Origin of the sequence: Saccharothrix sabaoui (assembly GCF_051756985.1) — a bacterium.
Classification (GTDB): Bacteria; Actinomycetota; Actinomycetes; order Mycobacteriales; family Pseudonocardiaceae; genus Actinosynnema.
The window spans coordinates 1-25,290 of sequence record NZ_JBPKJK010000135.1 but is presented as its reverse complement, the minus strand read 5'-3'; the positions used below and the strand labels follow the sequence as shown (position 1 = coordinate 25,290).

Below are 25,290 nucleotides of genomic sequence, written 5' to 3'. Positions count from 1 at the left end.
GTGGTCGGCCCGGTGGTCGGGCCGGTCCGGCGAGCCCGGTGCTCGGGCCCGCCGGTCGTCCGCCGGTCGTCCGGCGGGTTCCTACCAGCCGGCGGGCAGCGGCCGTCCCTCGGCGAAGCCCGCGGCGCTCTGGACACCCAGCACGGCCCGCTCGTGGAACTCCTCCACGGTCTGCGCGCCCGCGTACGTGCAGGCCGAGCGGACACCCGCGGTGATCGAGTCCAGCAGGTCCTCCACACCGGGGCGGAGCGGGTCGAGCCGCATCCGCGACGTGGAGATGCCCTCCTCGAACAGGCCCTTCTTCGCCCGGTCGAACGCGCCGTCCGTGCGGGTCCGTGCGCTGACGGCGCGCTTCGACGCCATGCCGAACGACTCCTTGTAGAGCCGGCCCTGCTCGTCGCGCTGGAGGTCGCCGGGCGACTCGTAGGTGCCCGCGAACCAGGACCCGACCATGACGCTCGCCGCGCCCGCCGCCAGCGCGAGGGCCACGTCCCGGGGGTGCCGCACGCCGCCGTCGGCCCACACGTGCCTGCCGAGCCGGCGCGCCTCGGCCGCGCACTCCGCGACCGCCGAGAACTGCGGCCGGCCCACGCCGGTCATCATCCGCGTCGTGCACATCGCGCCCGGCCCGACACCGACCTTCACGATGTCCGCGCCCGCCTCGACCAGGTCGCGCACGCCCTCCGCGGTCACCACGTTGCCCGCCACCACCGGCACCTCGGGCCCGGCCTCGCGGACCGCCTTCAGCGCGGCGACCATCTTCTCCTGGTGGCCGTGCGCGGTGTCGACGACCAGCACGTCCACGCCCGCCGCCAGCAGCCGCTCGGCCTTGGCCGTCACGTCGCCGTTCACGCCGACCGCCGCGGCCACCCGCAGCCTGCCGCCCGCGTCCAGCGCCGGCGCGTACACCTCGGCGCGCAGCGCGCCCAGGCCCGTCATGACGCCCGCCAGCCGGCCGTCGCCGTCCACGCCGAGCGCGACGCGCTGCGTGCCGCCGTCGAGCCGGGCGAAGACCTCGCGCGGCGGGGTGTCCAGCGGCAGGGTGACGACCCGCTCGTCGGCCACGTCCCGCAGCCGGGTGAACCGGTCGACGCCGGCGCAGCCCGCCTCGTCCACGACGCCCACCGGCCGCCCGTCGCCGTCCACGACGACCACCGCGCCGTGGGCGCGCTTGTGCAGCAGGTTGACCGCGTCGGCGACGGAGTCGTCGGGGCCGAGCGTGAGCGGCGTGTCCCACACCGCGTGCCGCTCCTTGACCCACCCGACGATCTCGGCGACCGCCTGCGGCTCCACGTCCTGCGGGAGCACGACCAGACCGCCGCGCCGGGCGACCGTCTCCGCCATCCGCCGTCCCGCCACCGCGGTCATGTTCGCGACCACGATCGGGATGGTCGCCCCCGTGCCGTCGGGGGTCGACAGGTCGACGCCGAACCTGGAGTCCACGGCCGATCGGCCGGGCACGAGGAAGACGTCGTCGTAGGTCAGGTCGTAGCTGGGCCGATGCCCTTCGATGAATCGCACGAGAGCTTGACGATACCCGTCGCGGGGCGAATCCGCCCTGGTGACGAGCACGAGCCGGGCACCGGCTTCGGGGCTCCGACCCGCGCCCCCCGGCGGGTCCGCACTACTGCGGCGGCCCGGCGGCCGGTGCCGCGCCGGGGAGCAGCGCGCGCACCGCGTCGATCGTGTCGGCCTCGCCCGCGTCCTTGTCCGGCCGGTAGCGCAGCACGCGGGCGAACCGCAGCGCCACGCCGCCCGGGTAGCGGGGGCTGACCTGCACGCCGTCCAGCTCGATCTCGACGACCAGGTCCGGCCGGACGGTGACGACCCACTCGTCCCGGTCGACCGCCCGGTCGAGCAGCTCCCGCGTCTGCCAGGCCAGCAGCTCGTCGGTGAGGCCCTTGAACGTCTTGCCGACCATGACCGGCGGGCCGCCGTCGGGGTCCCGCGCGCCCAGGTGCAGGTTGGACAGGAAGCCCTTGCGCCGGCCGCTGCCCCACTCGACGCCGACGACCACCAGGTCGAGCGTGTGCACCGGCTTGACCTTCTGCCACGCCCGGCCCCGGCGGCCGGCGGCGTAGGGCGAGTCGAGGGACTTGACCACGACGCCCTCGTGCCCGGCGGCCAGCGCCCGCTCCTGCACCTCGGCGGCGGCGGCCTCGTCCGGTTCGACCGCGCCGGGGACGACGTGGGCGCCCGCGACCCGCGCCAGCGCCTCCCGCCGGTCGCGCAGCGGGCGGTCGAGCAGGTCGACGCCGTCGAGGTGCAGGCAGTCGAAGAAGAACGGGCTGAGGAGCAGCTCGCGCACGTCCTGGGCCCCGAACCGGCTCATCGTCTCCTGGAACGGGCGGGGCTTGCCCTCGTCGGTCAGGGCCAGCGTCTCGCCGTCGAGCACGACCGACGAGCAGGGCAGGCCGCGGACCAGCTCGACCAGCTCCGGCACCGTGCGGGTGATCTCGCGCAGGGTGCGGGTGAAGACCCGCACGTCGTCGCCGTCGCGGTGCACCTGGATGCGCGCGCCGTCGAGCTTGTGCTCGACCGCGCACGCGCCCAGCTCGGCCAGCGCGGCGGGCAGCGACTCGGCGGGGGAGGCGAGCATCGGGCGGACCGGGCGGCCCACCTCCAGCCGGAACGCGGTCAGCGCCTCCTCGCCGGTCAGCGCCGCCACCGCCGTCTCCGGCAGCCGGCCGGACAGCATGAACGCGCGCCGCACCACCTCGCCCGGCACCCCGGCGGCCTTGGCGATGGCGTCCAGCATCACGCCCTCCAGCGCGCCCTGCCGCAGCTCGCCCGTCAGCAGCCGCTTGAGGAAGTCCTGCTCGGCGGCCGTGGCGCGGGCGAACAGCGAGCGCAGCGCCTCGACCCGCCGTGCCGCCGCCCCCTTGCCCGCGACGGCCGCGTAGGCGCCCAGCGCGTCGTCCACGTCGGGCACCGTGAGCACCGGCGCGTCGGCCGGCGGCACGTCGAGGTCGAGCACCGTGCGCCAGCCCGCGCCGATGCGGCCCTGGCTGGGCACCCCGACGAGGAACGACACGACGGCGGGCGTGGTCATCCGGCGCACCAGCCCGGCCAGGGCCTCGACCTTGGCCAACCGCGACCGCGTGGCCCCGACGGCGGCGGACGTCTCGACGACTTCGCTGAACAACACCCCCACATGGTGCCCCGCCCCACCCACCCCAACCACCGAGAGTCCAACCCCCAGACCCCGAGAGTCCAACGCTCAGGTCCCGAGAGTCCAACCTCCAGGCCCCCTGAGTTTCGCGTTTCGGCCTAACGCCGTGAGGCGCGAATGAAGAACTCAGAGGGCCTGAGCGTTGGACTCTCGGGACCCGGAGGTTGGACTCTCGGGGCCTGGAGGTTGGACTCTCGCGGGGTCAGGGGGTGGGGTTGGCCATGCGGAGGACGTCCAGGGCCTCGTCGAGTTGGGGCTCGGTCAGCTTGGTGGGGACGTGGCCGCGTTCCAGGACCACCTCGCGGATGGTCTTGCGCTCCTTCAGCGACTGCTTCGCGATCGACGCCGCCTCCTCGTAGCCCAGGTAGCGGTTGAGCGGCGTCACGATGGAGGGCGACGACTCGGCGTACTCGCGCATCCGGTCCACCTGCGGCTCGGTGCCCACCAGGACCTTGTCGGCCAGCAGGCGGGCCACGGCGGCCAGCAGGCGGGACGACTCCAGGACGTTGCGCGCGATCACCGGCAGCATCACGTTGAGCTGGAAGTTGCCCTGCGACCCGGCGAACGCCACCGCCGCGTCGTTGCCGATGACCTGGGCCACCGCCATCATCGTGGCCTCGGGGATCACCGGGTTGACCTTGCCGGGCATGATCGACGACCCGGGCTGGAGGTCGGGCAGCGCCAGCTCGCCGAGGCCGGTGCGGGGGCCGGAACCCAGCCAGCGCAGGTCGTTCGCGATCTTGAACAGGCCCACGGCGGTGGCGCGGAGCTGGCCGGAGATCTCCACGACGCCGTCCTGCGTCGCCTGCGCCTCGAAGTGGTCGCGCGCCTCGGTCAGCGGCAGCCCGGTCACGGCCGCCAGCTCCGCCGACACGGCCGCGCCGAAGCCCGCGGGCGCGTTCAGGCCGCTGCCCACGGCCGTGCCGCCGATCGGCAGCTCCGCCAGGCGGGGGAGCGACGAGTTCAGGCGCTCGACGCCGTTGCGGACCTGCGTCGCCCACGCGCCGACCTCCTGGCCGAGCGTCACGGGCACCGCGTCCATCAGGTGCGTGCGACCGGACTTGACCAGCGACGTCCAGTCCGCCGCCCGCGCCTCCAGCACGCCCGCCAGGTGTTCGAGCGCCGGGACCACGTCGGTCGCCACGGCCTCGGTCGCCGCCACGCGCAACGTCGTCGGGAACGTGTCGTTGGACGACTGCGAGGCGTTGACGTGGTCGTTCGGGTGCACGTCGCGCCCCAGCGCCCGGCTGGCCAGGGTGGCGATCACCTCGTTGGCGTTCATGTTCGACGACGTGCCGGACCCGGTCTGGAACACGTCCACCGGGAAGTGCTCGTCGTGCTCGCCCGCGGCCACCGAGTCGGCGGCCGTCGCGATGGCCGCGGCGACTTCGGGTTCCAGCACCCCCAACCGCTCGTTGACCCGCGCCGCGGCGGCCTTCAGCAGGCCCAGCGCGCGGATCTGCGCGCGCTCCAGGCCGCGCCCGGAGATCGGGAAGTTCTCCACCGCGCGCTGCGTCTGCGCACGCCACAGCGCGTCGACCGGCACCCGGACCTCGCCCATCGTGTCGTGCTCGACGCGGTACTCCTGTTCACCCATACCACCGAGTTTGGACCGCCTTACCTTCCTGGGCACGGTGGCGCGGAACACCTATGGTCGAGGTCATGGACCTTGAGGTCGACCTGCTCATCGTCGGTGCGGGCCCCACGGGGTTGTTCGCCGCCTACTACGCGGGGTTCCGGGACCTGTCGGTGGCGCTGGTGGACGCGCTGCCGGAGGCGGGCGGTCAGATCACCGCCATGTACCCGGAAAAGATGATCTTCGACGTGGCCGGCTTCCCGGCGGTGCGCGGGCGGGAGCTGGTGACCGCGCTGGTGCAGCAGGCCGACCAGTGGAAACCGACCTACCTGCTGGGCCGCCAGGCCCGCACGCTGTCCACTGTGGACGAACGCCTGCGCGTGGGCCTCGCGGACGGCGCGGTGGTCAGCGCGGGCGCCGTGCTCATCACGGCCGGCATGGGCGAGTTCAGGCCCCGCCCGCTGCCCGCCGGCGACGGCTGGCTCGGCCGGGGCGTGGTGCACTTCGTGCCCGCGCTCGCCGCGCACACCGGCCAGGACGTCGTGGTCGTCGGCGGCGGCGACTCGGCGTTCGACTGGGCCCTCGCGCTGGCCCCGCTCGCCTCCAGCGTCACGGTCGTGCACCGCCGGGCGACCTTCCGCGCCCACCCGCCGACCGTGCGGCAGGTCCGCGACCTCGGCGTGCCGATCATCACCGACGCCGAGGTGCTGGAGCTGCGCGGCGACCCGGACCTGGCCGAGGTCGAGCTGGGGCTCAAGGGCGGCGACCGCGAGGTGCTGCCCGCGCAGGCCGTCGTGGCCGCCCTGGGCTTCACCGCCGACCTCGGGCCGATCGAGTCGTGGGGCCTGCGGCTGGACCACCGGGCGGTGCTCGTGGACACCACCATGCGCACCGCGCGGGACCGGGTCTACGCGGCGGGCGACGTCGCCCAGTACCCCGGCAAGGTCAAGCTGATCGCCACCGGCTTCGGCGAGGCCGCCACCGCGGTCAACAACATCGCCGTCCTGCTGAACCCGGACGCGCACCTGTTCCCCGGGCACTCCAGCAACGCGTGACGGCCGGGGCCCCCGCCGCCCGGGTCCGGGAGGGGGCCCCGTCGGGCCGGGTCACGCCACCACCTGCACCTGCTCGCCCGGGAACAGGTTGTCGTAGAACACCAGGGAATCCTGTGCGCCCAGCCGGACGCAGCCGTGCGACTGGGTGTTCGTGTCGCCCTGGTGGAACGCGACGCCGGTCGTGGTGAAGTACACCGAGTTCGGCATCGGTCCGTTGTAGGGGACGCTCCAGTCGTCCTTCACCTTGCGCAGCACGGGGAAGGTGCCCACCGGGGTCTCGTATCCGGGCATCCCCTGGGAGACCCGGACGGGACCGTAGCTGGCGTTCCCGTCGTAGACCAACCACGCCTGGTTGGTGGAGAGCTGCACGCACGCGCCGTTCCGCACGGAGCACGGGGTGCCGGTCGCCGCGGAAGCGGGACTCGCGAGGCCGAAGGTCAGGGCCGCCGCGGCTATCGCCGTCGTGCCTATCGTCTTCTTCATCTCGAATCACTCCTCGTGGTTCGGCTACCCGGCCCCGCGCCGGCTCAACCGCCCCGGGCTCGACCGCTCAGGCGGTGACCTGCACCCGGTCGCCGACCGCGAGGGTCTCGAAGTACCTCGCCGCGGCCTCGCGCGACAGGTGGACGCAGCCGTGCGACGGGTCGGTCAGGCTGCCCTCGTGGAACGCGATTCCGTTGCCCACGAAGTAGGTCGAGAACGGCATGGCCGCGTTGTAGGGGCGGCTCCAGTCGTCGCGGACCTTCCACAGCACGGAGTGCGTGCCCACGGGCGTCTCGTACCCGGGTCGGCCGGAGGTGATCGGCACCGGGCCGTAGCTCACCTGACCGCCGCTGATCAGCCACGACTCGTTCGTGGACAGCCGCACGCACGCGCCGTCGGAGATGTCGCACGGCGTGCCGGGCACGGTCACCGGCGGGGCGGGCGCGGGCTGCGGCTCCGGCGACGCGGACGCCGGGGAGGACGGGGAAGCCGCGGAGGACGAAGAAGTCGGGGACGCCGACGCGGCCGGCGTGGAGGTGTCCGAAGTGGACGGGGACGTGGAGTCCCGGGCCGCGGACGAGGTGGGCGACGGCCCCGAGGCCGCCGGACCGGACGTGCCGCAGGCGGTCGTCACCGCGGCCAGGAAAGCGATTGCCGTTGCTGCCAGAGTCTTCGCGCGCATCGCGCACCCCCCATGTGTCACTGCTGGTTCTGCCCTGATGACGCCCCTCTCGGGTGGTTCGTTGCAGCCCGTTCGGTAACGAATCGGCGAGGGCCGCCCCACCGTGCGGCGGGACGGCCCTCGGACACCGGTGCTAGCGGGTCACACCGCGCCCGCGTACTGGCCGATCCACGAGCGGAACGCCGGCACGTCCACGTAGATCGACGGTGCGGTGGCGCACGTGGAGCTGTTGTTGCCGGCGCGGCTGGTGGCGCCGATCAGCTGCCAGGTGCCGCCCACGGACTTGATCTGCGGACCGCCCGAGTCGCCGTAGCAGGCGCCCGCGCGACCACCGGGGTTGTTCGTGCAGATCTCGTAGGCGCCGTAGATGCCCAGGCAGTTGCCGTCCGCCACGATGGACGTGTTCAGCTCCTGGAGCGTCACCGGCGCGCCGCAGCCGCCGGCGGGGGCGCAGGTCTGGCCCCAGCCGATGATGCGGGTGGCGGTGCCCGTGGCGCCCGAGGTGGACGCCACCGAGATCGGCGCCTGGCCCACCGAGGTGGCCAGGCGCACCAGCGCGATGTCGTAGCTCGGGTGGTTCACGATCTGGGCGCCCGAGGCGACGGTGCCGCCGCTGGTGCGGTTGGTCGTGCCGACGCGGGCCCGGATCGAGGACGCCGAACGGCCCTGGACGCAGTGCTTGGCCGTGACGACCCAGTTGGCCTTGATCAGCGAACCGCCGCAGAAGTGGCTGCCCGAGGTGCTCTGCAGGGAGACCATGAACGAGTAGGTCTGCGTGGCGTTGCCGCCGCCGACGATGAACGGGGTGACCTCGCCGTCCGGAGCCGGGGCCGCCGCCGCCCCGGCCGCACTGGCGAGAGCCGCGCCGATCGCCACCGCGAACGCGGTGAACAGGGTGCGAACCTTCATCACTTCCTCTCCGTCCCCGGCGCAGGGTGCTCGGGGACGAATCGGAAACTAGGGATGCACGGCGTGTGATCACCACAGCCGATCGGCCGGTACCGGTTGGTTGACCGTTGACATCCCGTTCATGAAAGGTCACTCAGGGCAGCGGCGGGAGCGCGTTCTCGCCCGTGCGGGGGAGGTCGAAGTCCACCGAGGCGTACTCGCGCAGCTTCTCCAACCGGTGGAAGCCGTCGATCATCCGGACCGTGCCCGACTTCGACCGCATCACGATCGACTGGGTCGTGCAGCCGCCCGCCCGGTAGTGCACGCCGCGCACCAGGTCGCCGTCGGTGACGCCGGTCGCGCAGAAGAACACGTTGTCGCCGCGCACCAGGTCGTCCGTGGTCAGCACCCGGTCCAGGTCGTGCCCCGCGTCCAGCGCGCGCTGCCGCTCCGCGTCGTCCTTCGGCCACAGCTTCGCCTGGATCGCGCCGCCCATGCACTTGAGCGCCGCCGCCGCGATGATGCCCTCCGGCGTGCCGCCGATGCCCACCAGCAGGTCGATACCGGTGTTCGGCCGGGCCGCCGAGATCGCGCCCGCCACGTCGCCGTCGGAGATGAAGTGGATGCGCGCGCCCGCCTCCCGCACCTCCCGCACGATCCGGTCGTGCCGCGGCCGGTCCAGGATGCACACCACCACGTCGGACACGTCGACGTGCTTGGCCTTCGCCACCCGCCGGACGTTCTCCGCGATCGGCGCGCTGATGTCGAGGACGTCCGCCGCCTCCGGCCCGGTCGCCAGCTTCTCCATGTAGAACACCGCGGACGGGTCGAACATCGCGCCGCGCTCGGCCACCGCCAGCACCGCCAGCGCGTTCGGCATGCCCTTGGCCATCAGCGTCGTGCCGTCGATCGGGTCCACGGCCACGTCGCAGTCGGGACCGTCGCCGTTGCCGACCTCCTCGCCGTTGAACAGCATGGGCGCCTCGTCCTTCTCGCCCTCGCCGATCACCACGACGCCCCGCATCGACACGGTGCCGATCAGCTTGCGCATCGCGTCCACCGCCGCGCCGTCGCCGGCGTTCTTGTCACCGCGGCCCACCCAGCGCCCGGCCGCCATGGCCGCCGCCTCGGTGACCCGGACGAGCTCCATCGCGAGGTTCCGGTCCGGTGCTTCGCGGCGGCGCTCGGTCGGGCTGCTGCTCATGGGGCACTCCCTCGTGCGGTCGATCGTGGGCTACCGGTCGGTAGACCAATCCTCGCACGTGGCGGGGGCCGCGTCAGGGCCGAGCGACGTCCTCCTCGGTCACACCCAGCGCTTGATCGATCCGCTCGCGGGCGCCCGCCAACCGCTGTTCGCAGGTCTTCGCCAGGGCCTCGCCGCGTTCCCACAGCGCCAGCGACTCCTCCAGCGACAGGCCGCCCGCCTCCAACCGGCGGACCACCTCCACCAGCTCGTCCCTGGCCTGCTCGTAGCCCTGCTCGCTCACGTGACTGACTTCCCCAATCGGTTCCGGACGTGCACCACGACGGTGGCCACGGCCTGGTCGTAGCCGACGAACGCCTCGGCGAACTCCGCGCCGTCGCCCTCGCGCACCGCGTCGTCGATGCGGTGCTCCGCGTCGGACACGCGCCGGCGGTGCACCGAGCCGTGCCCGAGCCACCAGCGCATCCCCGCGTAGCCGCAGGTCGCCTCGGACAGGTCGTGCAGCCGGGTGATCAGCGCCTGGCGACCCGACGTGCAGCCGGCCACCAGCGACAGCCAGCAGTCGGCGGCGGCCCGGTCGGCCGACTCCGCCCGGTCCCGGACCTCCCGGGCGCCCTCGTCGCCGGGCTCGCCCGCGGCGGCCATCGTCAAGGGCAGGAACGTGGGCTCACGTGCCGGGTTCGGCACCGCCGCCTCCTTCCTCCGCCTGACCGCCGGCCGCCGACCGGCCGTCCTCGCCGGTCGCCGACCGGTCACCGCCCCCGTCGGGGGTCACCACCGCGTGCACGGCCCCGTCCGCGACCCGCACCCGCAGGTGCGTCCCGACCGGCGCCTGGCCCGTCGAGCGGAGCACCCCGTCCACGCCCGCGGGCGTGACGAGCTGCACCACCGCGTAGCCCCGCGCCAGCGTGGCGGCAGGTCCGAGGGCCGTCAAGCGCGCCGCGGTCGCCACCAGGCCCGCGGCCTCCGAGTCGAGGCGGTTCCGGATGGCCCGGCGGGCCCGCTCGCGCAGCTGGTCCACCTCCTGGGCGCGCCGGTCCAGCGGCCCGTGCGGGTCCGACAGCGCGGGCCGGGTGCGCAGCGCGGCCAGCAGCTTGCGCTCCCGGTCCACCCACCCGTGCAGGGCGCGGCGGCTGCGGTCGCGCATCTGCCGGACGCGCTCCGCCTCCTCCGCGACGTCCGGCACGACCCGCTTGCCCGCGTCGGTCGGCGTCGAGCAGCGCACGTCCGCCACGTGGTCCACCAGCGGCGTGTCCGGCTCGTGCCCGATCGCCGACAGCACCGGCGTGCGGCACTGCGACACCGCCCGGCACAGCGCCTCGTCGGAGAACGGCAGCAGGTCCTCCACGCTGCCGCCGCCGCGCGCCAGCACCACCACGTCCACCTCGGGGTCGCGGTCCAGCGTCGCCAGCGCGGTCAGGATCTCCGGCACCGCCGACGCGCCCTGCACCGCCACGTTCACCACCCGGAACCGGGCGCCCGGCCAGCGCGCGTGCGCGTTCGTCAGCACGTCCCGCTCGGCCGCCGACGCCCTGCCGGTGATCAGCCCGATCCTGTTCGGCAGGAACGGCGGCCTGCGCTTGCGCCGCGGGTCGAACAGGCCCTCCGCGGCCAGCAGCTTGCGCAGCCGCTCGACGCGGGCCAGCAGCTCGCCGACGCCGACCTGCCTGATCTCGTCCACGCGCAGGCTCAGCGTGCCCCGGTTGGGGAAGAAGTTGGGCTTGCCGTGCACCACCACCCGGCTGCCCTCGGTCAGCCCCAGCTCCCTGACCAGCCCCACCTGCGCGGTGAGCTGCATCGACATGTCCACCGACGGGTCGCGCAGGGTCAGGAACGCGGTCGCCGTGCCCGGCCGCGCGCTCAGCTGCGTGACCTGGCCCTCCACCCACACGTCGCCGAGCCGGTTGATCCAGTCGAAGATCTTGCGCGCGACCGTCCGCACCGGCCACGGGTTCTCGGGACTGGACTTCTCCTCGCTCACCGGTCCTTCAGGTTCGCGAGGCGCCGGGTCAGCATCCCGGTGAACTCCGGCCGCGCCGCGTGCGTCCGCTCGTGCTCCAGCAGCTGCTCCAGGTCCTCGGCGGACAGCGGGCGCAGCTTCGCCCGCAGCTGCGGCAGCGTCAGCCCGTCGTAGTCCGGCAGCGCCGCGGGCGGCTCGGCGGCCAGCGCCCGCTCCTCCTGCGACCACGGGTCGCCGGCGTCGTAGCCGGCGTCGTCGTCCCCGGCGTCGACGTCGAAGGCGGTCGCGGCGGCCGGGCGGGGCACGTCCGGCTCGTCCTCGTCGAACGTCGCCCACTCCGGCTCGGTCTCCGCAGGTCGCAGCAGGGACAGGGCGTCGTCGCCCTTGATTGCGAGTTCCGTCACCGTCTGCTGGACCCGCATGGACAGCTGGAGCGCCTCGCTGACCACGGTGACCGGCAGCCCCACGAGTTGCTGCGGCAGCTTCCTGGCCTGCTCGACGGCGGTGACCGCCAGTCCCGCGGCGAGGCGGACGGGCAACGGCAGTGGCTTCATGCCGTACAGCCTGCCGCAGTCGGGCGGCGGATGCCCACATCCGGCACGCCGTACCCTGGAGGTCATGGACAAGCGAGTGCTCCTGGCCAAGCCGCGCGGCTACTGCGCCGGCGTGGACCGCGCCGTCGTGACCGTCGAGAAGGCGCTGGAGCAGTACGGCGCCCCGGTCTACGTGCGCAAGGAGATCGTCCACAACAAGCACGTCGTGGAGACGCTCTCCGCGCGCGGCGCGGTCTTCGTCGACGAGACCGACCAGGTGCCCGAGGGCGCCCTGGTGGTGTTCTCCGCGCACGGCGTGTCGCCGGCCGTGCACGAGGAGGCGGCCGAGCGCTCGCTGCGCACCATCGACGCCACGTGCCCGCTGGTCACGAAGGTCCACAACGAGGCCAAGCGGTTCGCGCGCGAGGACTACGACATCCTCCTCATCGGCCACGAGGGCCACGAGGAGGTCGAGGGCACCTACGGCGAGGCGCCGTCCCACATCCAGCTCGTCGACACGGCCGAGGACGTCGACAAGGTCGTGGTGCGCGACCCGTCCAAGGTGGTCTGGCTGTCCCAGACCACCCTGTCCGTCGACGAGACCATGGTGCGCGTGCGGCAGCTCCAGGACCGGTTCCCGGACCTCCAGGAGCCCCCGTCGGACGACATCTGCTACGCCACGTCCAACCGGCAGACCGCGGTCAAGACGATGGCGCCCGAGTGCGACCTGGTGCTGGTGGTCGGCTCGAAGAACTCGTCCAACTCGGTCCGCCTGGTCGAGGTCGCGCTCCAGGCGGGCGCGAAGGCGTCCTACCTGGTCGACTACGCCCGCGAGGTCGACCCGGCGTGGCTGGAGGGCGTGACCACGGTGGGCGTGACCTCGGGGGCGTCCGTGCCGGACATCCTGGTCATGGACGTGCTCAAGTTCCTCGCCGAGCACGGCTACGGCGAGGTCGAGGAGATCACGACGGCGAACGAGAAGATCGCCTTCGCCCTTCCCCGGGAGCTGCGCAAGGACATGGTGCGCTGACGTCGGGCCGCGTGTTCACGTCGGGCCGGGCGTTCACGTCGGCCGGGCGCCGACGGCGAAGGTGAAGTCGTCGCGGACCTTCGCGCCGAGGGCCACCGGCAGGGTGACGCGCCCGGAGTCGACCATGTCCCGCACGGCCGGACGGCTCAGGCCGAACCCGGCCGTGAGCAGCCTCTCCACTCGGATGGGCGCGGGCAGCTCGAACCGGACCACCACGACGAACGGGGTCGGGTCCGCCGGGTCGCGGAACGGCGCGTCGGTCTCCAGCCGCCACGTGCCGGTCCAGTCGAGCCGGTAGCCGGACCGGCCCGCCAGGGCCGCGTCCACGGCCAGCCGCCGCACCAGCGCCGGGTCGTTGCGCTCGAACCGCACCAGCCGGTCGTGGTCGAGCGCGTTCACGTGCACGCGCTCGTGGACGGGGACCTTCGACGTGCGACCGCACCGGTCGCAGCCGACCAGCAACCAGACGTCGAGCAGCTTGCCGCTCGCGTTGACCCGGAACTTGCCGGTGGGGTGGTGGCGCCCGGACCCGCACGACGGGCAGGCGCGGACCACGGCCGGGAGGGCCAGCTCCCGGACGACCCACAGCGTTTTCACCATCAGGTGGACTCCATGACGTGCGGAGGCGCGGGGCGGCGCTTCCGCGCGCCCCGGACCGCCTCTCGGGCTCGGTGGTGTGGGCCGGCCGCCCTCGGGCGCGCCGGCCTGCGCGACGGCGCGGGGCGCGTCGCGGTGGGGAACCCCGCGCCGGTCGGGGGCGCGGGGCTCGGGAAGGCGCGCCGGAGGGGAGGGGAGCGACTCCGCCCGTCCTCGTCCGCGCACGTGCCACCGGGGTCACAGGTCCATGCGCGTCATGGTGTTCACCGGCGGACCGCCGGGCAACGGGTTTTCCGGTGTCGTGGTCGCGGAATCCCCCGCCCAGGCTCCCAGACCGGTCCGACAGTCCCGGGCCCCGAAGCCGGTGAGCTGCGCCGACGGCGAAAGCGTTTGGCGGACGGCCCGGGATCGCGTTCCCTGGTGGGATGGGTCCTGCTGGGTCGAACACCGCTCCGGGCACCACGCTGATCGGCGTGGAGAACGTCGCCACGCCCCGGTGGGCGCGCCGCCGCTCCGGTGAGACGTCCGTGAGCCTCGGCAAGGCGCTGCGCAGCCTGCCCGCGGCGGTGGCGATGGTGTCGCGCGTCGCGTGGCGCACCTCCCCCCGGCTCACGGTGCTCGCGGCCGTCGTGCACGTCCTGTCCGGCTGCGTGACCGCGTTCGGGCTGCTCGCCACGGCCGACGTGTTCTCCGCCCTGCTGCGCGACGGACCCACCCCCGACCGGCTGGTGCAGGCGCTGCCCGCGCTCGCCGTCGTGGTCGGGTCGTTCGTGGTGCGCGCCCTGCTGGACACCGCCGTGTCCGCGGTCGAGAGCAGCCTGCGGCCGAGGGTGACGCGCTCCGCGAACGACGAGGTCACCGCGGTCCTCGTGCGGGCGGAGCTGCTGGCGTTCGAGGACGCCGACTTCCGCGAGCTGGCCCGCCAGGGCGGGCGCCGGGGCGTGCGGTCGCTGGAGAGCAGCCTCCGCTACCTGGCCGCGCTGCTGTCCGGCTGCATCTCGCTGGTCGCCGCCGTGGTGACGGTCGCGGTGCTCGACCCGTGGCTGGCGCCCGCGCTGCTGCTCGCCGCGGTCGCGAACGCCTGGGCCGCGGCGCGCGCGTCGAAGCTGCGCTACGAGCACTTCCTCGACTCGGTCACCCGCAACACCCGCAAGGGCGTCGTCGAGGAGGTCGCCACCGACCGGGACTTCGCGCTCGAACGGCACGCGCTGACCCTCCAGGACCAGCTGCTGGCCGAGCACCGGCGGATCTCCGACAGCCTCGTCGTGGACGAGATCCGGATGGCGCACCGCACGAACCTCGTCGGCCTCACCGGGCGGGCGCTGGCGGGCGTCGGCACGGGCGCCGCGTACGCCGTGCTGGGCCTGCTGCTGCACACCGGGCAGCTCGACCTGGCCCTCGCCGGCACGGCGGTGCTGGCGATGCGCACCGGCTTCTCGTCGCTGGCCAGCACGACGCGTGCGGTGAACAGCCTGTACGAGGACTCGTTCTACATCGACTTCTACAACAAGCTGCTGGTCGAGGGCGCGGAGCGGGCGCAGGGCAGCAGGCCGGTCCACGCGCCGCCCGACCCGGCCGAGATCACCCTCGACAAGGTCTCGTTCACCTACCCGGGGGCGGCGAAGCCCGCGCTGCGGGACGTGGACCTGACCGTGGCGCGCGGCGAGGTCGTCGCGCTGGTCGGCGAGAACGGGTCCGGCAAGACGACCCTCGGCAAGGTGCTGACCGGCCTGTACCCGGCGACGTCGGGCGCGGTGCGGTGGGACGGCGTCGACCTCGCGGTGGCCGACCCGACGTCCGTGCACTCGTCGATCGCGGTGATCGCGCAGGACCCGGCGCAGTGGCCGATGACCGCGCGGAACAACGTGACCGTCGGGCGGCTCGGGCGCGACGACGAGCGCGCCTACGAGGAGGCCGTGGTCAAGTCCGGGGCCGACGAGGTGCTCGCCACCCTGCCCGCCGGGCCGGACACCGTCCTGTCGCGGCAGTTCAACGAGGGCCAGGACCTGTCCGGCGGCCAGTGGCAGCGCATGGGCATCGCCCGGGGCATGTTCCGCGACGCCGCCGTGCTGGTGGCCGACGAACCCACGGCCGCCCTGGACGCCAAGGCCGAGTCCCGCGTCTTCGAGGGCCTGCGGGAGGCGACGGCGAGCCGCACGACGATCCTCGTCACCCACCGCCTGGCGAACATCCGCAACGCCGACCGCATCGTCGTCCTCGACCAGGGCCGCGTGGTCGAGCAGGGCACGCACGACGAGCTGATGGCCCTGCGCGGCCAGTACCACGAGCTGTTCGAGCTCCAGGCCGCCGCGTACCGGGGCGGCCTGCTGGCCCCGGCGGCCGACTGACCCCGCCGGTGGGCGCCCGACCCCGACCGGGCCGGGCCGGTCAGCCCGGTTCGGTCGCCAGCATCACCGGGTTGCCGTCCGGGTCCGCCACGAACGCCACCCGCTCGCCCCACGGCGTGTCGGCCGGCTCCTGGAGCACCCGGTACCCGAGGCGGGCCAGGTCCTCCACGGCCGCGTCCACGTCGTCGTGGTAGACGCACATCTCGAACGAGTGCCCGCTCGCGGGCCGCTGCGCGCCGCCGTGCGCGCCCCGGCCGTCCGGGGCGACCTCGCCGAGCCCGATCCGCGACCCGTCCGGCAGTTCCACGGTCACGAACGCGGGCGGGCCGTCCTCGGGGAACCGGTAGGTCATCGTGAAACCCAGGGCGTCGACGTAGAACGCGAGCGCCGCGGCCAGGTCGCCGCACACCAGCATCGGGAACGCGGACCGGTAACCCATTCCCCGAGCGTAGTCAGGACGCGGCGAAGTCCGAGCCGAACCCGGCCACGAAGGCGACGAACGCGAACGCAGCCGCACGACGACCCGCGGCGGCGTCGTGGGGTACCCCGGCCTCGACGCCCCCGTCAGGGAGGACACCCCCCGCGAACAGCGGGGCGGACAGGACCGGCCCCGGCGCCGTGAAGAAGTTCTCCCGGGTGTCCGGGGCGCCCCGACCCGCGCCGCTCGGCTCCTCCCACCGCGCGGGGCCGAGCCGGTCCCGCGGGAACTCCGCCACCGCGGCGCGCGTTCCCGGCGGTCGTGCCACCACGCGCCGGCCGGCCGACCCGGCGACCCGGTGCCCGGCGACCCGGTGCCCGGCGACAGCGCGACCACCGCGGCGAGGACGGGGGCCCGCACCACCGGCCGGCGGAGCCGCGTTCCCGCGTCAGGCCCGGCTCACGCGGTCAGTTCGAGCGTCGACCCCGCACGCGCCTTGCGCACGCGCAGCCGGGTCGGGATGCGTTGCCGCAGCTCCTCCACGTGCGACACCAGCCCGACCACGCGACCGCCCGCGCGCAGCTCGTCCAGCGTCGCCATGACCAGCTCCAGGGTCTCCGCGTCGAGCGTGCCGAAGCCCTCGTCGATGAACAGCGTGTCGAGCACCGCACCCGCCGCCACCACGTCCGACAGGCCCAGCGCCAGCGCCAGCGACGCCAGGAACGACTCGCCGCCGGACAGGGTCTTGGCCGGTCGGCGCTGCCCCGAGTAGTCGTCCAGCACGTCGAGGCCCAGCCCGCCGCGGGTGCCGCGCGGCCCCGCCTCCACCGAGTGCACGAACCGGTAGCGGCCCTGGCTCATGCGCTCCAGGCGGGTGCTCGCGGCCGCCGCGACCTCCTCCAGCCGCGCCGCCAGCACGTAGGTGCGCAACGTCATGCTCCGCGAGTTCTGGCCCCGGCCGTTGATCACGTCGGTCAGCGCGTCCAGCTCGTCGTACTCGGCCCGCACCGGCTCCAGCCGCGCCCACGCCGCGCGCAGCTGCCCGGCCAGCTCCTCGGCCCGCGCCGCGCGCCGCCGCGCCTCCTCCCACGCGCCCGACGCCCGCGTCGCCACGTCGGTGACCTCGCGGAACCGCCGCTCCGCGCCCGCCACGTCCACCTCGGCGGAGGCGTCGACGTCCGGCAGCTCGGCCAGCGTGCCCTCGGCCGCCGCACGGGTCCTCTCCGCGTCGCGGACCCTCGCCTCCAGCGCGGCCACCACGTCGTCCGGGCGGGCCGCCGCCAGCGCCTCGGCGACGTCGGCGAACCCGGCGGACGCCGCCAGCCGCGACACCTCGACCCGCTGCTCGGCCAGGCGCTCCGCGTGCTCGGCCACGGCCACGCGCCGCTCGTGCAGGTGGGTGAGGGCGTCGGCCAAGTCGCCGAGGTGCGCCTGGCGGGCCACCACGTCCGGGAAGTCGCCGCGCGCCTCCTCCAGCCGCTGCTCGCGCTCCTCGACCGCCGCGACCAGCTCCTCGCGCTGCGCCCGGTCCCGCTCGCGGTCGCGCTCCAGCCGGTTGCGCCGGTCCTGCGCGCCCTCGACCTGCCGCTCCAGCGCGGCCAGCTCCGCGCCCCGCTCCTCGACCGCCCCGGCCAGCGCCGACACGGCCCGGTGCTCGCGCTCCAGCTCGTCGGGGGAGCGGTCGCCGAGCTGCTCGCGCAGGTACGTCACCCGCGCGCCCAGCTCCTGCGCGTCCCGCTCGGCCCGCGCCCGCCGCTCGGCGGCCCGCTGCTCCACGCCGGCCGCCGCGTCCTCGTCCGCCGCCGTCACCGTGCCCGGCACGAGCCGCGCCGGCGCCGGGTGCTCGGCCGACCCGCACACCGGGCACGCCTCGCCGGACCGCAGCCCGTCCGCCAGCTCGACGGCCATGCCCTCCAGCCGCTCCTGCCGCACCCGCAGCAGCGCGTCCCGGGCCCGCTGGTGCTCGTCCACGGCGGCCCGCCGCGCCTCGTCCGCCCGGCGGAACGACGCCTCGACGCCCGGCAGCTCCCCGGCCGCCGCGGCGAGGCCCGCGACCTGGGTGAGCCGCGCCGCCGCCTCCTTCGCCGCGTCGAGCGCCGACCGCTTCGCGGCCAGCCGGGCCGGCACCTCGTCGAGCTGCGCCAGCAGGTCCGCCAGCTCGCGGGAGGTGGCCGCGATCGACTGGTCGAGGTGCGCGACGCGCCGCCGGTCGTCCTCCTGCCGGCGCGCCTCGGCGGCCAGGCCGGTCAGCGCCCCGGACTCCTCGCGGTGCCGCTCGGCGTCGCCGCGCAGGTCGTCACCGGCGTAGCCGAGCGCGGCCACCGCGTCCGCCGCCGCCCGCTCCTGCGCCTCGGCGGCGTCCAGCGCGCGCCCCAACCGCTCCGCGGCGGCCTGCGCGGGCACCACGACGGCCGCCTGCCGCGCCGCGTCGCGCTCCGCCGCCCACGCCCGCAGGCTCGGCTCCACCTCGGCGTACCGGTCGAGGGACCGCCGCGCCTCGCGCACCCGCCGGACCCGCTCGTCCAGGGCCCGCGCGTCCTGCCACACCCGTTCGGCCGCGTCCCGGTCCGCCAGCGCCGCGGCGGCCCGCTGCCCGGCCTCCCGGGCGTCCTCGCCCAGCCGCTTGAGCAGCGAGCTGAGCCACTCCGGGTCGCCCTCCTCGGGCGGCTCCTCGGCGGCGGCCTCCGCGACGCGCTGCACGAGGCCCCGGTTGAGCCCGCCCAGCCGCTCGACCTCCTGGCCCGCCTCCCGCCGCCGCTCCCGGAACCACCGCTCCACGTCCAGGAACCGCTCCGTGCCGAACAGCTTCTCCAGCAGCTTCTCCCGCTCGGCGGTCTCGGCCCGCAGGAACCGCGCGAACTCGCCCTGCGGCAGCAGCACCACCTGGAAGAACTGCTCGGCGGTCATCCCGAGCAGGCCGTCGACCTCGCGGGCCACGTCGTCGATGCGGGTGTGGCCCTCGCCCTCCCACCCGCTGACCCACGTCAGCGACACCTGCGCCTGCTGGCGCGTCACGCCGCCGCCGCGCTTCTTGGGCCGGTCGTACTCGGGGGCGCGCCGCAGCCGCAGCCGCCGGCCGCGCACGGTCAGCTCCAGCTCCACGAACGTCGCCGTGTCGGCGTGCGCGTAGTCGCAGCGCAGCCGCTTCACCTCGCCGCGGGCCCCCGGCACCTTCCCGAACAGCGCGAACGCCACCGCGTCGAGCAGCGTCGTCTTGCCCGCGCCGGTGTCGCCGTGCAGCAGGAACAGCCCGTCGCCGCCGAGCCGGTCGAAGTCGACCTCCTCCTGCCCGGCGTACGGCCCGAACCCGCTGACCAGCAGCCGGTGCAGCTTCACCTACGCCTCCTCACGGGCCGCCGCGGCGAACGCCTCGCGCAGCAGCAGCAGTTCCCGGTCGCCGGGCCGGTCGCCGCGCACGTCCTCCAGGAAGCAGCACGCGACCTCCTCGTCGGTGCGGCCCCGCACGCGCTCGGCGAACCGCAGCTCGCCGGTCCGCCCGCCCTCCGGCCGCCACTCCACGTGCACCGCGTGCGGGAACCGCGCCTGCAACCGCCGCAGCGCGTCCAGCGGGCGCACCCGGTCGGTCAGGGTCACCGACAGGAAGTGGTCGGCGACCGCCTCGTGCGCGGCGTCCACCAGCAGGTCCTCCAGCTCGCCGCCGAGCAGCGACAGCTCCCGGGGCACCGGCAGCACCAGCTCCTGCACGCCCGCCAGGCCCTCGGGCCCCAGCTCGGCCAGCCACACCTGCTTGGTGTGCCGGGCCTCGGAGAACGAGTACGCCACCGGGCTGCCCGAGTAGCGCAGGTGGTCGGCCAGGGTCTGCCGCCCGTGCAGGTGGCCCAGCGCCGCGTAGTCGACCCCGGCGAACACCGAGCCCGGCACGTCCTGCACGCCGCCGACCGCGATGGTCCGCTCCGACTCGCACGGCTCGCCGCCCGTGACGAAGGCGTGCGCCAGCACCACCGACCGCGTGCCCGGCCGGTCCGCGAGGTCCTCGCGGACCCGCCGCATGGCCTCGGTCAGCACGCCGCCGTGGCCCTTCGCGTCCGGCACGCCCAGCGCGTGCCGCGCCGTCTCCGGCTCCAGGAACGGGATGCCGTACACCGCGACCGGGCCGTGCTCGTCGGCGAGCAGCACCGGCTCGGCCAGGTCCACGATCCGCGTCCGCAGGTGCAGGCCGCCCGCCTCGGCGAACGCGCCGAGGAAGCCCAGCCGGGCCGCCGAGTCGTGGTTGCCGGGCGTGACGACGATCCGCGCCCCCGCGTTCCTGATCCGCTTGAGGACGCGCGAGCACACCGCGACCGCCTCGGCGTTCGGCACCGCCCGGTCGAACAGGTCACCGGAGACCACGACCAGGTCGACCCGCTCGTCCGACACCGCGTCCGCCAGCCCCCCGAGCACCGATTCCTGCTCTTTCAGCAGGTCACGGCCGTGGAAGGTGCGCCCCACGTGCCAGTCGGACGTGTGCAGGATCTTCACGCCGGCCACGGTAGGCGCGCGCGGGCGACACGCCCGGAACCCGACTCGGCGTGTCGCTCGAACGTGTGATCGGACACGGGTGCGCGATGATCGTGGGGTGACAGCGGTCCTCAGCACGGCGGCGGTGGTCGTGGCGCTCCTGCTCGCCGGCGCCCTCCTGTTCCTCTACCGGCTCTACCAGGACAGCGTGCGGCGCACCGACGCCGCGCTCGCCGCGGTGGCCGCCGAACGCGAGCGCGGCGACGCCCAGTGGGCGGCCCTCCAGCGCTACGAGGTGGCGTTCTCGTCCGTCAGCGGGCGCGGCGAGCTGGGCGAGCAGGTCCTCGTGGAGACGGCGCGGGCGCTCGGCCTGCGCGAGGGCGTCCACTTCAGCGTGCAGGTCGACGTGGCCGGCGGCGGCTCGGTGCGGCCCGACCTCGTGCTCGACGTCGGCGGCGGCCGGCGGGTGCCGGTGGACGCGAAGATGAGCATGGCCACCTGGGCCGAGGCGGTGGAGACCGACGACCCGCGCGAACGCGCCGACGCGCTGCGCGTGCACGTGCGCAACATCCGGTCGCGGGCCGCCGAGCTGGCCGGCAAGGGCTACCAGCGGTGGGCCGACGCGATCTACGGGACGATCATGTTCGTGCCCAACGACGGCGCGGTCGTCGCCGCCCTGGACACCGACCCGGAGCTGCTGCGCTGGCTGCTGGACCGGCGCGTGTTCCTGTGCGGGCCGACCGGGTTCGCGGTCATCGCGTCGGCGGCGATGTTCGCGGTGACCGACCGCGCGCTGGCCGACGACGTGGAGCGGGTGCGGGAGGCGGCCGGGCGCGCGCACCGGGCGGCCGACGGCGCGATCGACGCCGTCAACCTGTCGAGCACGCACCTCCAGCGGTTCCTGTCGGCGCGGCGGCGCGAGCTGGAGGCCCTGGAGGGCTTCCGGGCGGCGGTGGAGCCGCTGAGCAACGCGTCGTCGGACGTCACCCCGCTGCCGCTCGTGCGCAGGAACGACGAGTCCCTCGGTGCACCCTTGGACGCCCGCGAGGCGTAATAGAGTGTGTCGGGGGTTCCGCCGGACGAGGAGTGTTGGTGACCGCTGCAACGCGCGACGACTCGCGCAGCGATCCGGAGGACGACGACTTCGAGGACGTCGTCCGCTGGAACGACCGCGCCATGTTCGGCAGCTTCCGGGGCCTGCCCTGGTGGGCGGCGGTGGCGATCGCGTTCGTGGTCGCGATCATCGGGGCGTACGTGGACCTGAGCTCGTCGGCGGGGACCGTCGGCTGGGCGTTCGCGGGCGCGTTCTTCGCGGGCTGCGTCGGCGCGGTGGTGTTCGTGGAGCGCCGGTCGATGTTCGGCCCGGTCGTGCAGCCGCCGCTGGTCCTGGCGATCGTGGTGCCGCTCCTGGTCGTGTTCACCTCGGGCCTGCCGTCCGGCGGCCTGGCCTCGGTGGGCCTCGGCCTGGGCAAACCGCTGATCGACGGGTTCCCGGCGATGGCGGTGACCACGGCGGTGACCGTGCTGCTCGGCATCTACCGGGTGTCCACCCAGAAGGACCCGAACCGGCTCACGAAGGACGAGAAGCGCGAGGCCAGGCGCTCGCCGTCCGTCGCCGCCGACAAGCCGGCCCGGGAGAAGCCCGCCCGCGAGAAGCCGGTGCGCGAGAAGCCCGTGCGCGAGAAGCCGGTCCGGGAGAAGGCCGCCCGCGAGAAGCCGGCCCCCGAGGACCGCCCCAAGCGCCCCCGCCCCTCCGACGACTCCCCGGCGCCCCGCCGCCGACCGGCCGCCGGGTCGTCCGCCGCTTCCGCCTCCGCCTCCGACGAGGACCGGCCGAAGCGCCCCCGTCCCCGCGACGGCGCCGCCCCCGCCGACCGCCCGCGCCGCCCGGCGTCCCGCGAGGGCCGCCCGCCGCAGCGCAAGCCCCGCCCGCGCGACGAGGACTGAGCGGCCGGTCCTCAGGCCGCGCGCGCCTCGTGCGCGAGCAGCCACGCCTTGACCACCGGCCCCCAGCGGAAGCCGCCCGGGCCGTTCGCCGCCACCACCCGGTGGCAGGGGACGAACAGGGTCGCCGGGTTCTTCGCGCACGCCCCCGCCGCCGCCCGCACCGCCGACGGGCGCCCCGCGAGCAGGGCGAAGTCGGTGTAGGTGATCGGCTTGCCCGCCGGGACGCCGCGCAGCGCCCGCCACGCCGCCGCCGTGAACGCGCCGCCCTCCTGGCGGACCGGGACGTCGTCGATGGCCGCCGGGTCGCCGTCGTGGTAGGCGCGCACGGCCCTGGTGACCCCGCCCAGGTCGGTGCGCGCGACGAGCGCCGCGGGCCGCAGGCGCGGGGCGACCCTGGCCAGCAGGTCGGCCACGTCGGTGGTCCAGCCGCTCGCCAGGACCTCGCCGTCCGGGGTGACGACGGTGGTGAACGGGCCGATCGGCGTGTCGGTCGTGCCGGTGTGCGCGGTGGTGGTCACGCGGTCCTCCTCAGGTGCATCGCCGCGTACGAGCGCCACGGGCGCAACGCGGGGTCTTCGCCGGTCAAGGGGATGTCGGGGGCGCCGAGGACGCGCATCACGACGTACGAGGCGATCTCCGGCCCGACGCCGGGGAACGCGGACAGCTCGGCGTGCAGCTCGTCGGCGTCCCGGCCCACGTCGACGCGCAGCGCGCCGTCGGCGAGGGCCCGCGCCACGGGGGAGTCGACGTCCTCCGGCCTCGGGTACAGGTGGGTCACCGGGCCCTCGGGGTGCTCCAGCGGTTCGCCCGGCGCGGTGTGGCCGAGCGCCCTGAGCAGGGTCTCCGCGCCGTCGACGCTGCCCGGCACGCGGATGCCCGGCCTCGACAGCACGCGCGGGCGCAGCGCCGGGTCGCCCGCCAGGACGCCGTCCACGGCCACCGGGTCGGCGTCCAGGTCCAGCAGCCGCCGTACCCGGCTGACCGCGCTGCCCAGGTCGCGCAGGTCGGTCAGCCCCAGCGTGCACGCCACGTGCCCGTCCGCCGGTTCCAGCAGCACGGTCGCGACCCCGTGCGGGAGCCTCAGCGAACGTGCGTAGGCGTCTTCCGTGACGTGCTCCACGCCCGCTACGGCGGATGCCGCGAAGTACGCGAGCAGCCCGGCGGCGTCGAACGGCGACCGGTAGGGCAGGCGCAGCGTGATGCGGCCCGCGTTGCCGGTCGGCCCGCGCCGGGCGCGCATCGCGGACGGGGTGGCGGCGAACACGGCGCGGATCGTGTCGTTGAACTGGCGCACGGACGCGAACCCCGACGCGAACGCGACGTCGGCGAACGACAGGTCCGTCGTCTCGATCAGCAGCCGCGCCGAGTGCGCGCGGTGCGCGCGGGCCAGGGCCAGCGGACCGGCCCCCAGCTCGGCGGTGAGCACCCGGGTCAGGTGCCGCTCCGAGTACCCCAGCCGGGCGGCCAGGCCGGGCACGCCCTCGCGCTCCACCAGCCCGTCGGAGATCAACCGCACCGCGCGGGCCGCGAGGTCGGCGCGCAGGTCCCACTCCGGCGAGCCGGGCACGGCGTCGGGCAGGCACCGGCGGCACGCCCGGTAGCCGGCGGACTGGGCGGCGGCGGCGGTCGGGTAGAACTCGGCGTTGCGGCGCTTGGGCGTCACCGCGGGGCAGGAGGGCCGGCAGTAGATGCGGGTCGTGCGCACCGCGAGGATGAAGCAGCCGTCGAACCGGGCGTCGCGGGCGGTGACCGCCCGGTAGGCGCGTTCGTCGTCGAGGAGCATGTGGCCCACCCTGCCAGCGCTTTCCCGTTCGGTCTCGCGGGAATCGGACACGGCCCTGGTGCGCGTAGACTCACCCCCCGTGAGTTTGACCCTCGGTATCGTCGGCCTGCCCAACGTCGGCAAGTCCACCCTGTTCAACGCCCTCACGCGCAACGACGTGCTGGCGGCGAACTACCCGTTCGCGACCATCGAGCCGAACGTCGGCGTGGTGCCGCTGCCGGACGCCCGCCTCGGCAGGCTCGCCGAGATCTTCGGGTCCGAGCGCGAGGTGCCCGCCGTGGTGTCGTTCGTCGACATCGCCGGCATCGTGAAGGGCGCGTCGGAGGGCGCCGGGCTCGGCAACAAGTTCCTCGCGAACATCCGCGAGGCCAACGCGATCTGCCAGGTCATCCGCGTGTTCGACGACTCGGACGTGATCCACGTCGACGGCCGCGTCGACCCGGGCGCCGACATCGAGACGATCAACACCGAGCTGATCCTCGCCGACCTCCAGACCCTGGAGAAGGCCGTCCCGCGCCTGGAGAAGGAAGCGCGGATGCAGAAGGACCGGCGGGCGGTGCTGGAGGCCGCCGTGAAGGCGCGCGAGATCCTCGACTCCGGCCGCACCCTGTTCTCCGCGCAGTCCGAAGTGGACGGTGTGCTGCTGCGCGAGCTGAGCCTGCTCACCACCAAGCCGTTCCTGTACGTGTTCAACGCCGACGAGGCGATCCTGACCGACGAGGCGAAGCTCAAGGAGCTGCGCGAGCTGGTCGCGCCGGCCGACGCCGTGTTCCTGGACGCCAAGGTCGAGGCGGAGCTGCTGGAGCTGGACGAGGAGTCCGCGCGCGAACTGCTGGAGTCGATCGGCCAGCACGAGCCGGGCCTGTACTCGCTGGCGAGGGCCGGTTTCCACACCCTGGGCCTCCAGACCTACCTGACGGCGGGTCCCAAGGAGTCGAGGGCCTGGACCATCCCGAAGGGCGCGACCGCCCCGCAGGCGGCGGGCGTGATCCACACCGACTTCGAGCGGGGTTTCATCAAGGCCGAGGTGGTGTCGTTCGACGACCTCGTGGAAGCCGGCTCCATGGCCGCGGCGAAGGCGGCGGGCAAGGTGCGCATGGAGGGCAAGGACTACGTGATGGCGGACGGCGACGTCGTGGAGTTCCGCTTCAACGTG

The 25,290-nt window shown here is 74.7% G+C and carries 25 protein-coding genes; 7 read left to right on the top strand and 18 right to left on the bottom strand.

Annotated elements, in window-relative coordinates; genetic code table 11:
- Positions 1–81: 81 nt before the first annotated feature.
- From ACR807_RS31575 to ACR807_RS31565, 3 genes are all read right to left on the bottom strand, one after another.
- On the bottom strand, positions 82–1,521 hold the full coding sequence (locus ACR807_RS31575; RefSeq protein WP_438925116.1) for a GuaB1 family IMP dehydrogenase-related protein: 1,440 nt from the start codon (positions 1,519–1,521) through the stop codon (positions 82–84).
- Between the two features lie 103 nt (positions 1,522–1,624).
- On the bottom strand, positions 1,625–3,148 hold the full coding sequence (locus ACR807_RS31570; protein WP_438925115.1) for an ATP-dependent DNA ligase: 1,524 nt from the start codon (positions 3,146–3,148) through the stop codon (positions 1,625–1,627).
- Positions 3,149–3,374: 226 nt separating this feature from the next.
- Complete coding sequence (locus ACR807_RS31565) at positions 3,375–4,769, bottom strand: class II fumarate hydratase (RefSeq protein WP_438925114.1); 1,395 nt, start codon at positions 4,767–4,769, stop codon at positions 3,375–3,377.
- Between the two features lie 65 nt (positions 4,770–4,834).
- On the opposite strand from ACR807_RS31565, the gene ACR807_RS31560 reads away from it, so the two are divergent.
- Entirely contained in the window at positions 4,835–5,803 is a 969-nt protein-coding gene (locus ACR807_RS31560; RefSeq protein WP_438925113.1) for an NAD(P)/FAD-dependent oxidoreductase, read from the top strand.
- 51 nt (positions 5,804–5,854) lie between these two features.
- On the opposite strand, the gene ACR807_RS31555 is transcribed toward ACR807_RS31560, so the two are convergent.
- Both ACR807_RS31555 and ACR807_RS31550 read right to left on the bottom strand, forming a co-directional pair.
- On the bottom strand, positions 5,855–6,286 hold the full coding sequence (locus ACR807_RS31555; RefSeq protein ID WP_438925112.1) for a L,D-transpeptidase: 432 nt from the start codon (positions 6,284–6,286) through the stop codon (positions 5,855–5,857).
- A gap of 67 nt (positions 6,287–6,353) precedes the next feature.
- Complete coding sequence (locus tag ACR807_RS31550) at positions 6,354–6,671, bottom strand: L,D-transpeptidase (protein WP_438925111.1); 318 nt, start codon at positions 6,669–6,671, stop codon at positions 6,354–6,356.
- Between ACR807_RS31550 and ACR807_RS31545 the strand changes: the two genes are divergently transcribed.
- Positions 6,658–7,047, top strand: a complete 390-nt coding sequence (locus ACR807_RS31545; RefSeq protein WP_438925110.1) for a hypothetical protein — start codon at positions 6,658–6,660, stop codon at positions 7,045–7,047. The genes ACR807_RS31550 and ACR807_RS31545 overlap by 14 nt on opposite strands.
- Before the next feature lie 62 nt (positions 7,048–7,109).
- On the opposite strand, the gene ACR807_RS31540 is transcribed toward ACR807_RS31545, so the two are convergent.
- The 6 genes from ACR807_RS31540 to ACR807_RS31515 all read right to left on the bottom strand — a co-directional run bounded on the left by ACR807_RS31540 (position 7,110) and on the right by ACR807_RS31515 (position 11,574).
- A complete protein-coding gene (locus tag ACR807_RS31540) occupies positions 7,110–7,877 on the bottom strand; it encodes a S1 family peptidase (RefSeq protein WP_438925109.1) in 768 nt (255 codons plus the stop codon).
- 133 nt (positions 7,878–8,010) lie between these two features.
- Entirely contained in the window at positions 8,011–9,060 is a 1,050-nt protein-coding gene (gene glpX / locus ACR807_RS31535) for a class II fructose-bisphosphatase (RefSeq protein WP_438925108.1), read from the bottom strand.
- A 73-nt stretch (positions 9,061–9,133) separates the two neighbouring features.
- Positions 9,134–9,343 (bottom strand): exodeoxyribonuclease VII small subunit, encoded by a 210-nt coding sequence (locus tag ACR807_RS31530; RefSeq protein ID WP_438925107.1) that lies wholly within the window; start codon positions 9,341–9,343, stop codon positions 9,134–9,136.
- A complete protein-coding gene (locus ACR807_RS31525; RefSeq protein ID WP_438925106.1) occupies positions 9,340–9,747 on the bottom strand; it encodes a sugar ABC transporter substrate-binding protein in 408 nt (135 codons plus the stop codon). The genes ACR807_RS31530 and ACR807_RS31525 overlap by 4 nt, the downstream gene beginning before the upstream one ends.
- On the bottom strand, positions 9,728–11,041 hold the full coding sequence (gene xseA, locus ACR807_RS31520; protein ID WP_438925105.1) for an exodeoxyribonuclease VII large subunit: 1,314 nt from the start codon (positions 11,039–11,041) through the stop codon (positions 9,728–9,730). Before xseA ends, ACR807_RS31525 begins: the two co-directional genes overlap by 20 nt.
- Positions 11,038–11,574, bottom strand: a complete 537-nt coding sequence (locus ACR807_RS31515; RefSeq protein WP_438925104.1) for a lipid droplet-associated protein — start codon at positions 11,572–11,574, stop codon at positions 11,038–11,040. Before ACR807_RS31515 ends, xseA begins: the two co-directional genes overlap by 4 nt.
- A 64-nt stretch (positions 11,575–11,638) precedes the next feature.
- Between ACR807_RS31515 and ACR807_RS31510 the strand changes: the two genes are divergently transcribed.
- Positions 11,639–12,583: a 4-hydroxy-3-methylbut-2-enyl diphosphate reductase gene (locus ACR807_RS31510; RefSeq protein WP_438925103.1), complete on the top strand. Its 945-nt coding sequence runs from the start codon at positions 11,639–11,641 to the stop codon at positions 12,581–12,583.
- Positions 12,584–12,616: 33 nt separating this feature from the next.
- Here the strand turns inward: ACR807_RS31510 and ACR807_RS31505 are convergent, their stop codons facing one another.
- On the bottom strand, positions 12,617–13,183 hold the full coding sequence (locus ACR807_RS31505; RefSeq protein ID WP_438925102.1) for a DUF1062 domain-containing protein: 567 nt from the start codon (positions 13,181–13,183) through the stop codon (positions 12,617–12,619).
- 422 nt (positions 13,184–13,605) lie between these two features.
- Between ACR807_RS31505 and ACR807_RS31500 the strand changes: the two genes are divergently transcribed.
- A complete protein-coding gene (locus ACR807_RS31500; RefSeq protein ID WP_438925101.1) occupies positions 13,606–15,528 on the top strand; it encodes an ABC transporter ATP-binding protein in 1,923 nt (640 codons plus the stop codon).
- 40 nt (positions 15,529–15,568) lie between these two features.
- Here ACR807_RS31500 and ACR807_RS31495 read toward each other — a convergent pair whose 3' ends face one another.
- The 4 genes from ACR807_RS31495 to ACR807_RS31480 form a co-directional block, all read right to left on the bottom strand.
- Positions 15,569–15,967: a VOC family protein gene (locus ACR807_RS31495; RefSeq protein ID WP_438925100.1), complete on the bottom strand. Its 399-nt coding sequence runs from the start codon at positions 15,965–15,967 to the stop codon at positions 15,569–15,571.
- 13 nt (positions 15,968–15,980) lie between these two features.
- Entirely contained in the window at positions 15,981–16,244 is a 264-nt protein-coding gene (locus ACR807_RS31490; protein WP_438925099.1) for a hypothetical protein, read from the bottom strand.
- A gap of 161 nt (positions 16,245–16,405) precedes the next feature.
- Positions 16,406–19,282, bottom strand: a complete 2,877-nt coding sequence (locus ACR807_RS31485) for an AAA family ATPase (protein ID WP_438925098.1) — start codon at positions 19,280–19,282, stop codon at positions 16,406–16,408.
- The gene (locus ACR807_RS31480) at positions 19,283–20,425 is read right to left on the bottom strand and encodes an exonuclease SbcCD subunit D (protein ID WP_438925097.1); all 1,143 of its coding nucleotides are present in this window, start codon (positions 20,423–20,425) and stop codon (positions 19,283–19,285) included.
- A gap of 97 nt (positions 20,426–20,522) precedes the next feature.
- On the opposite strand from ACR807_RS31480, the gene ACR807_RS31475 reads away from it, so the two are divergent.
- Both ACR807_RS31475 and ACR807_RS31470 read left to right on the top strand, forming a co-directional pair.
- On the top strand, positions 20,523–21,458 hold the full coding sequence (locus ACR807_RS31475; protein ID WP_438925096.1) for a DNA recombination protein RmuC: 936 nt from the start codon (positions 20,523–20,525) through the stop codon (positions 21,456–21,458).
- A 38-nt stretch (positions 21,459–21,496) separates the two neighbouring features.
- A complete protein-coding gene (locus ACR807_RS31470; protein WP_438925095.1) occupies positions 21,497–22,351 on the top strand; it encodes a DUF6542 domain-containing protein in 855 nt (284 codons plus the stop codon).
- A gap of 11 nt (positions 22,352–22,362) precedes the next feature.
- On the opposite strand, the gene ACR807_RS31465 is transcribed toward ACR807_RS31470, so the two are convergent.
- Entirely contained in the window at positions 22,363–22,869 is a 507-nt protein-coding gene (locus tag ACR807_RS31465) for a methylated-DNA--[protein]-cysteine S-methyltransferase (protein ID WP_438925094.1), read from the bottom strand.
- Positions 22,866–24,134 (bottom strand): DNA-3-methyladenine glycosylase 2 family protein, encoded by a 1,269-nt coding sequence (locus ACR807_RS31460; protein ID WP_438925093.1) that lies wholly within the window; start codon positions 24,132–24,134, stop codon positions 22,866–22,868. The genes ACR807_RS31465 and ACR807_RS31460 overlap by 4 nt, the downstream gene beginning before the upstream one ends.
- A 79-nt stretch (positions 24,135–24,213) precedes the next feature.
- Here ACR807_RS31460 and ychF point away from each other — a divergent pair.
- On the top strand, positions 24,214–25,290 hold a 1,077-nt coding region (ychF, locus tag ACR807_RS31455; RefSeq protein WP_438925092.1), incomplete at its 3' end, for a redox-regulated ATPase YchF.

Bases quoted from the DNA above. Each gene is read 5' to 3' on its own strand.
- ACR807_RS31565 (WP_438925114.1), bottom strand. From the start codon at position 4,769: ATGGGTGAACAGGAGTACCGCGTCGAGCACGACACGATGGGCGAGGTC.
- ACR807_RS31560 (WP_438925113.1), top strand. From the start codon at position 4,835: ATGGACCTTGAGGTCGACCTGCTCATCGTCGGTGCGGGCCCCACGGGG.
- ACR807_RS31555 (WP_438925112.1), bottom strand. From the start codon at position 6,286: ATGAAGAAGACGATAGGCACGACGGCGATAGCCGCGGCGGCCCTGACC.
- ACR807_RS31540 (WP_438925109.1), bottom strand. From the start codon at position 7,877: ATGAAGGTTCGCACCCTGTTCACCGCGTTCGCGGTGGCGATCGGCGCG.
- glpX (WP_438925108.1), bottom strand. From the start codon at position 9,060: ATGAGCAGCAGCCCGACCGAGCGCCGCCGCGAAGCACCGGACCGGAAC.
- ACR807_RS31515 (WP_438925104.1), bottom strand. From the start codon at position 11,574: ATGAAGCCACTGCCGTTGCCCGTCCGCCTCGCCGCGGGACTGGCGGTC.
- ACR807_RS31510 (WP_438925103.1), top strand. From the start codon at position 11,639: ATGGACAAGCGAGTGCTCCTGGCCAAGCCGCGCGGCTACTGCGCCGGC.
- ACR807_RS31505 (WP_438925102.1), bottom strand. From the start codon at position 13,183: ATGGTGAAAACGCTGTGGGTCGTCCGGGAGCTGGCCCTCCCGGCCGTG.
- ACR807_RS31500 (WP_438925101.1), top strand. From the start codon at position 13,606: ATGGGTCCTGCTGGGTCGAACACCGCTCCGGGCACCACGCTGATCGGC.
- ACR807_RS31495 (WP_438925100.1), bottom strand. From the start codon at position 15,967: ATGGGTTACCGGTCCGCGTTCCCGATGCTGGTGTGCGGCGACCTGGCC.
- ACR807_RS31460 (WP_438925093.1), bottom strand. From the start codon at position 24,134: ATGCTCCTCGACGACGAACGCGCCTACCGGGCGGTCACCGCCCGCGAC.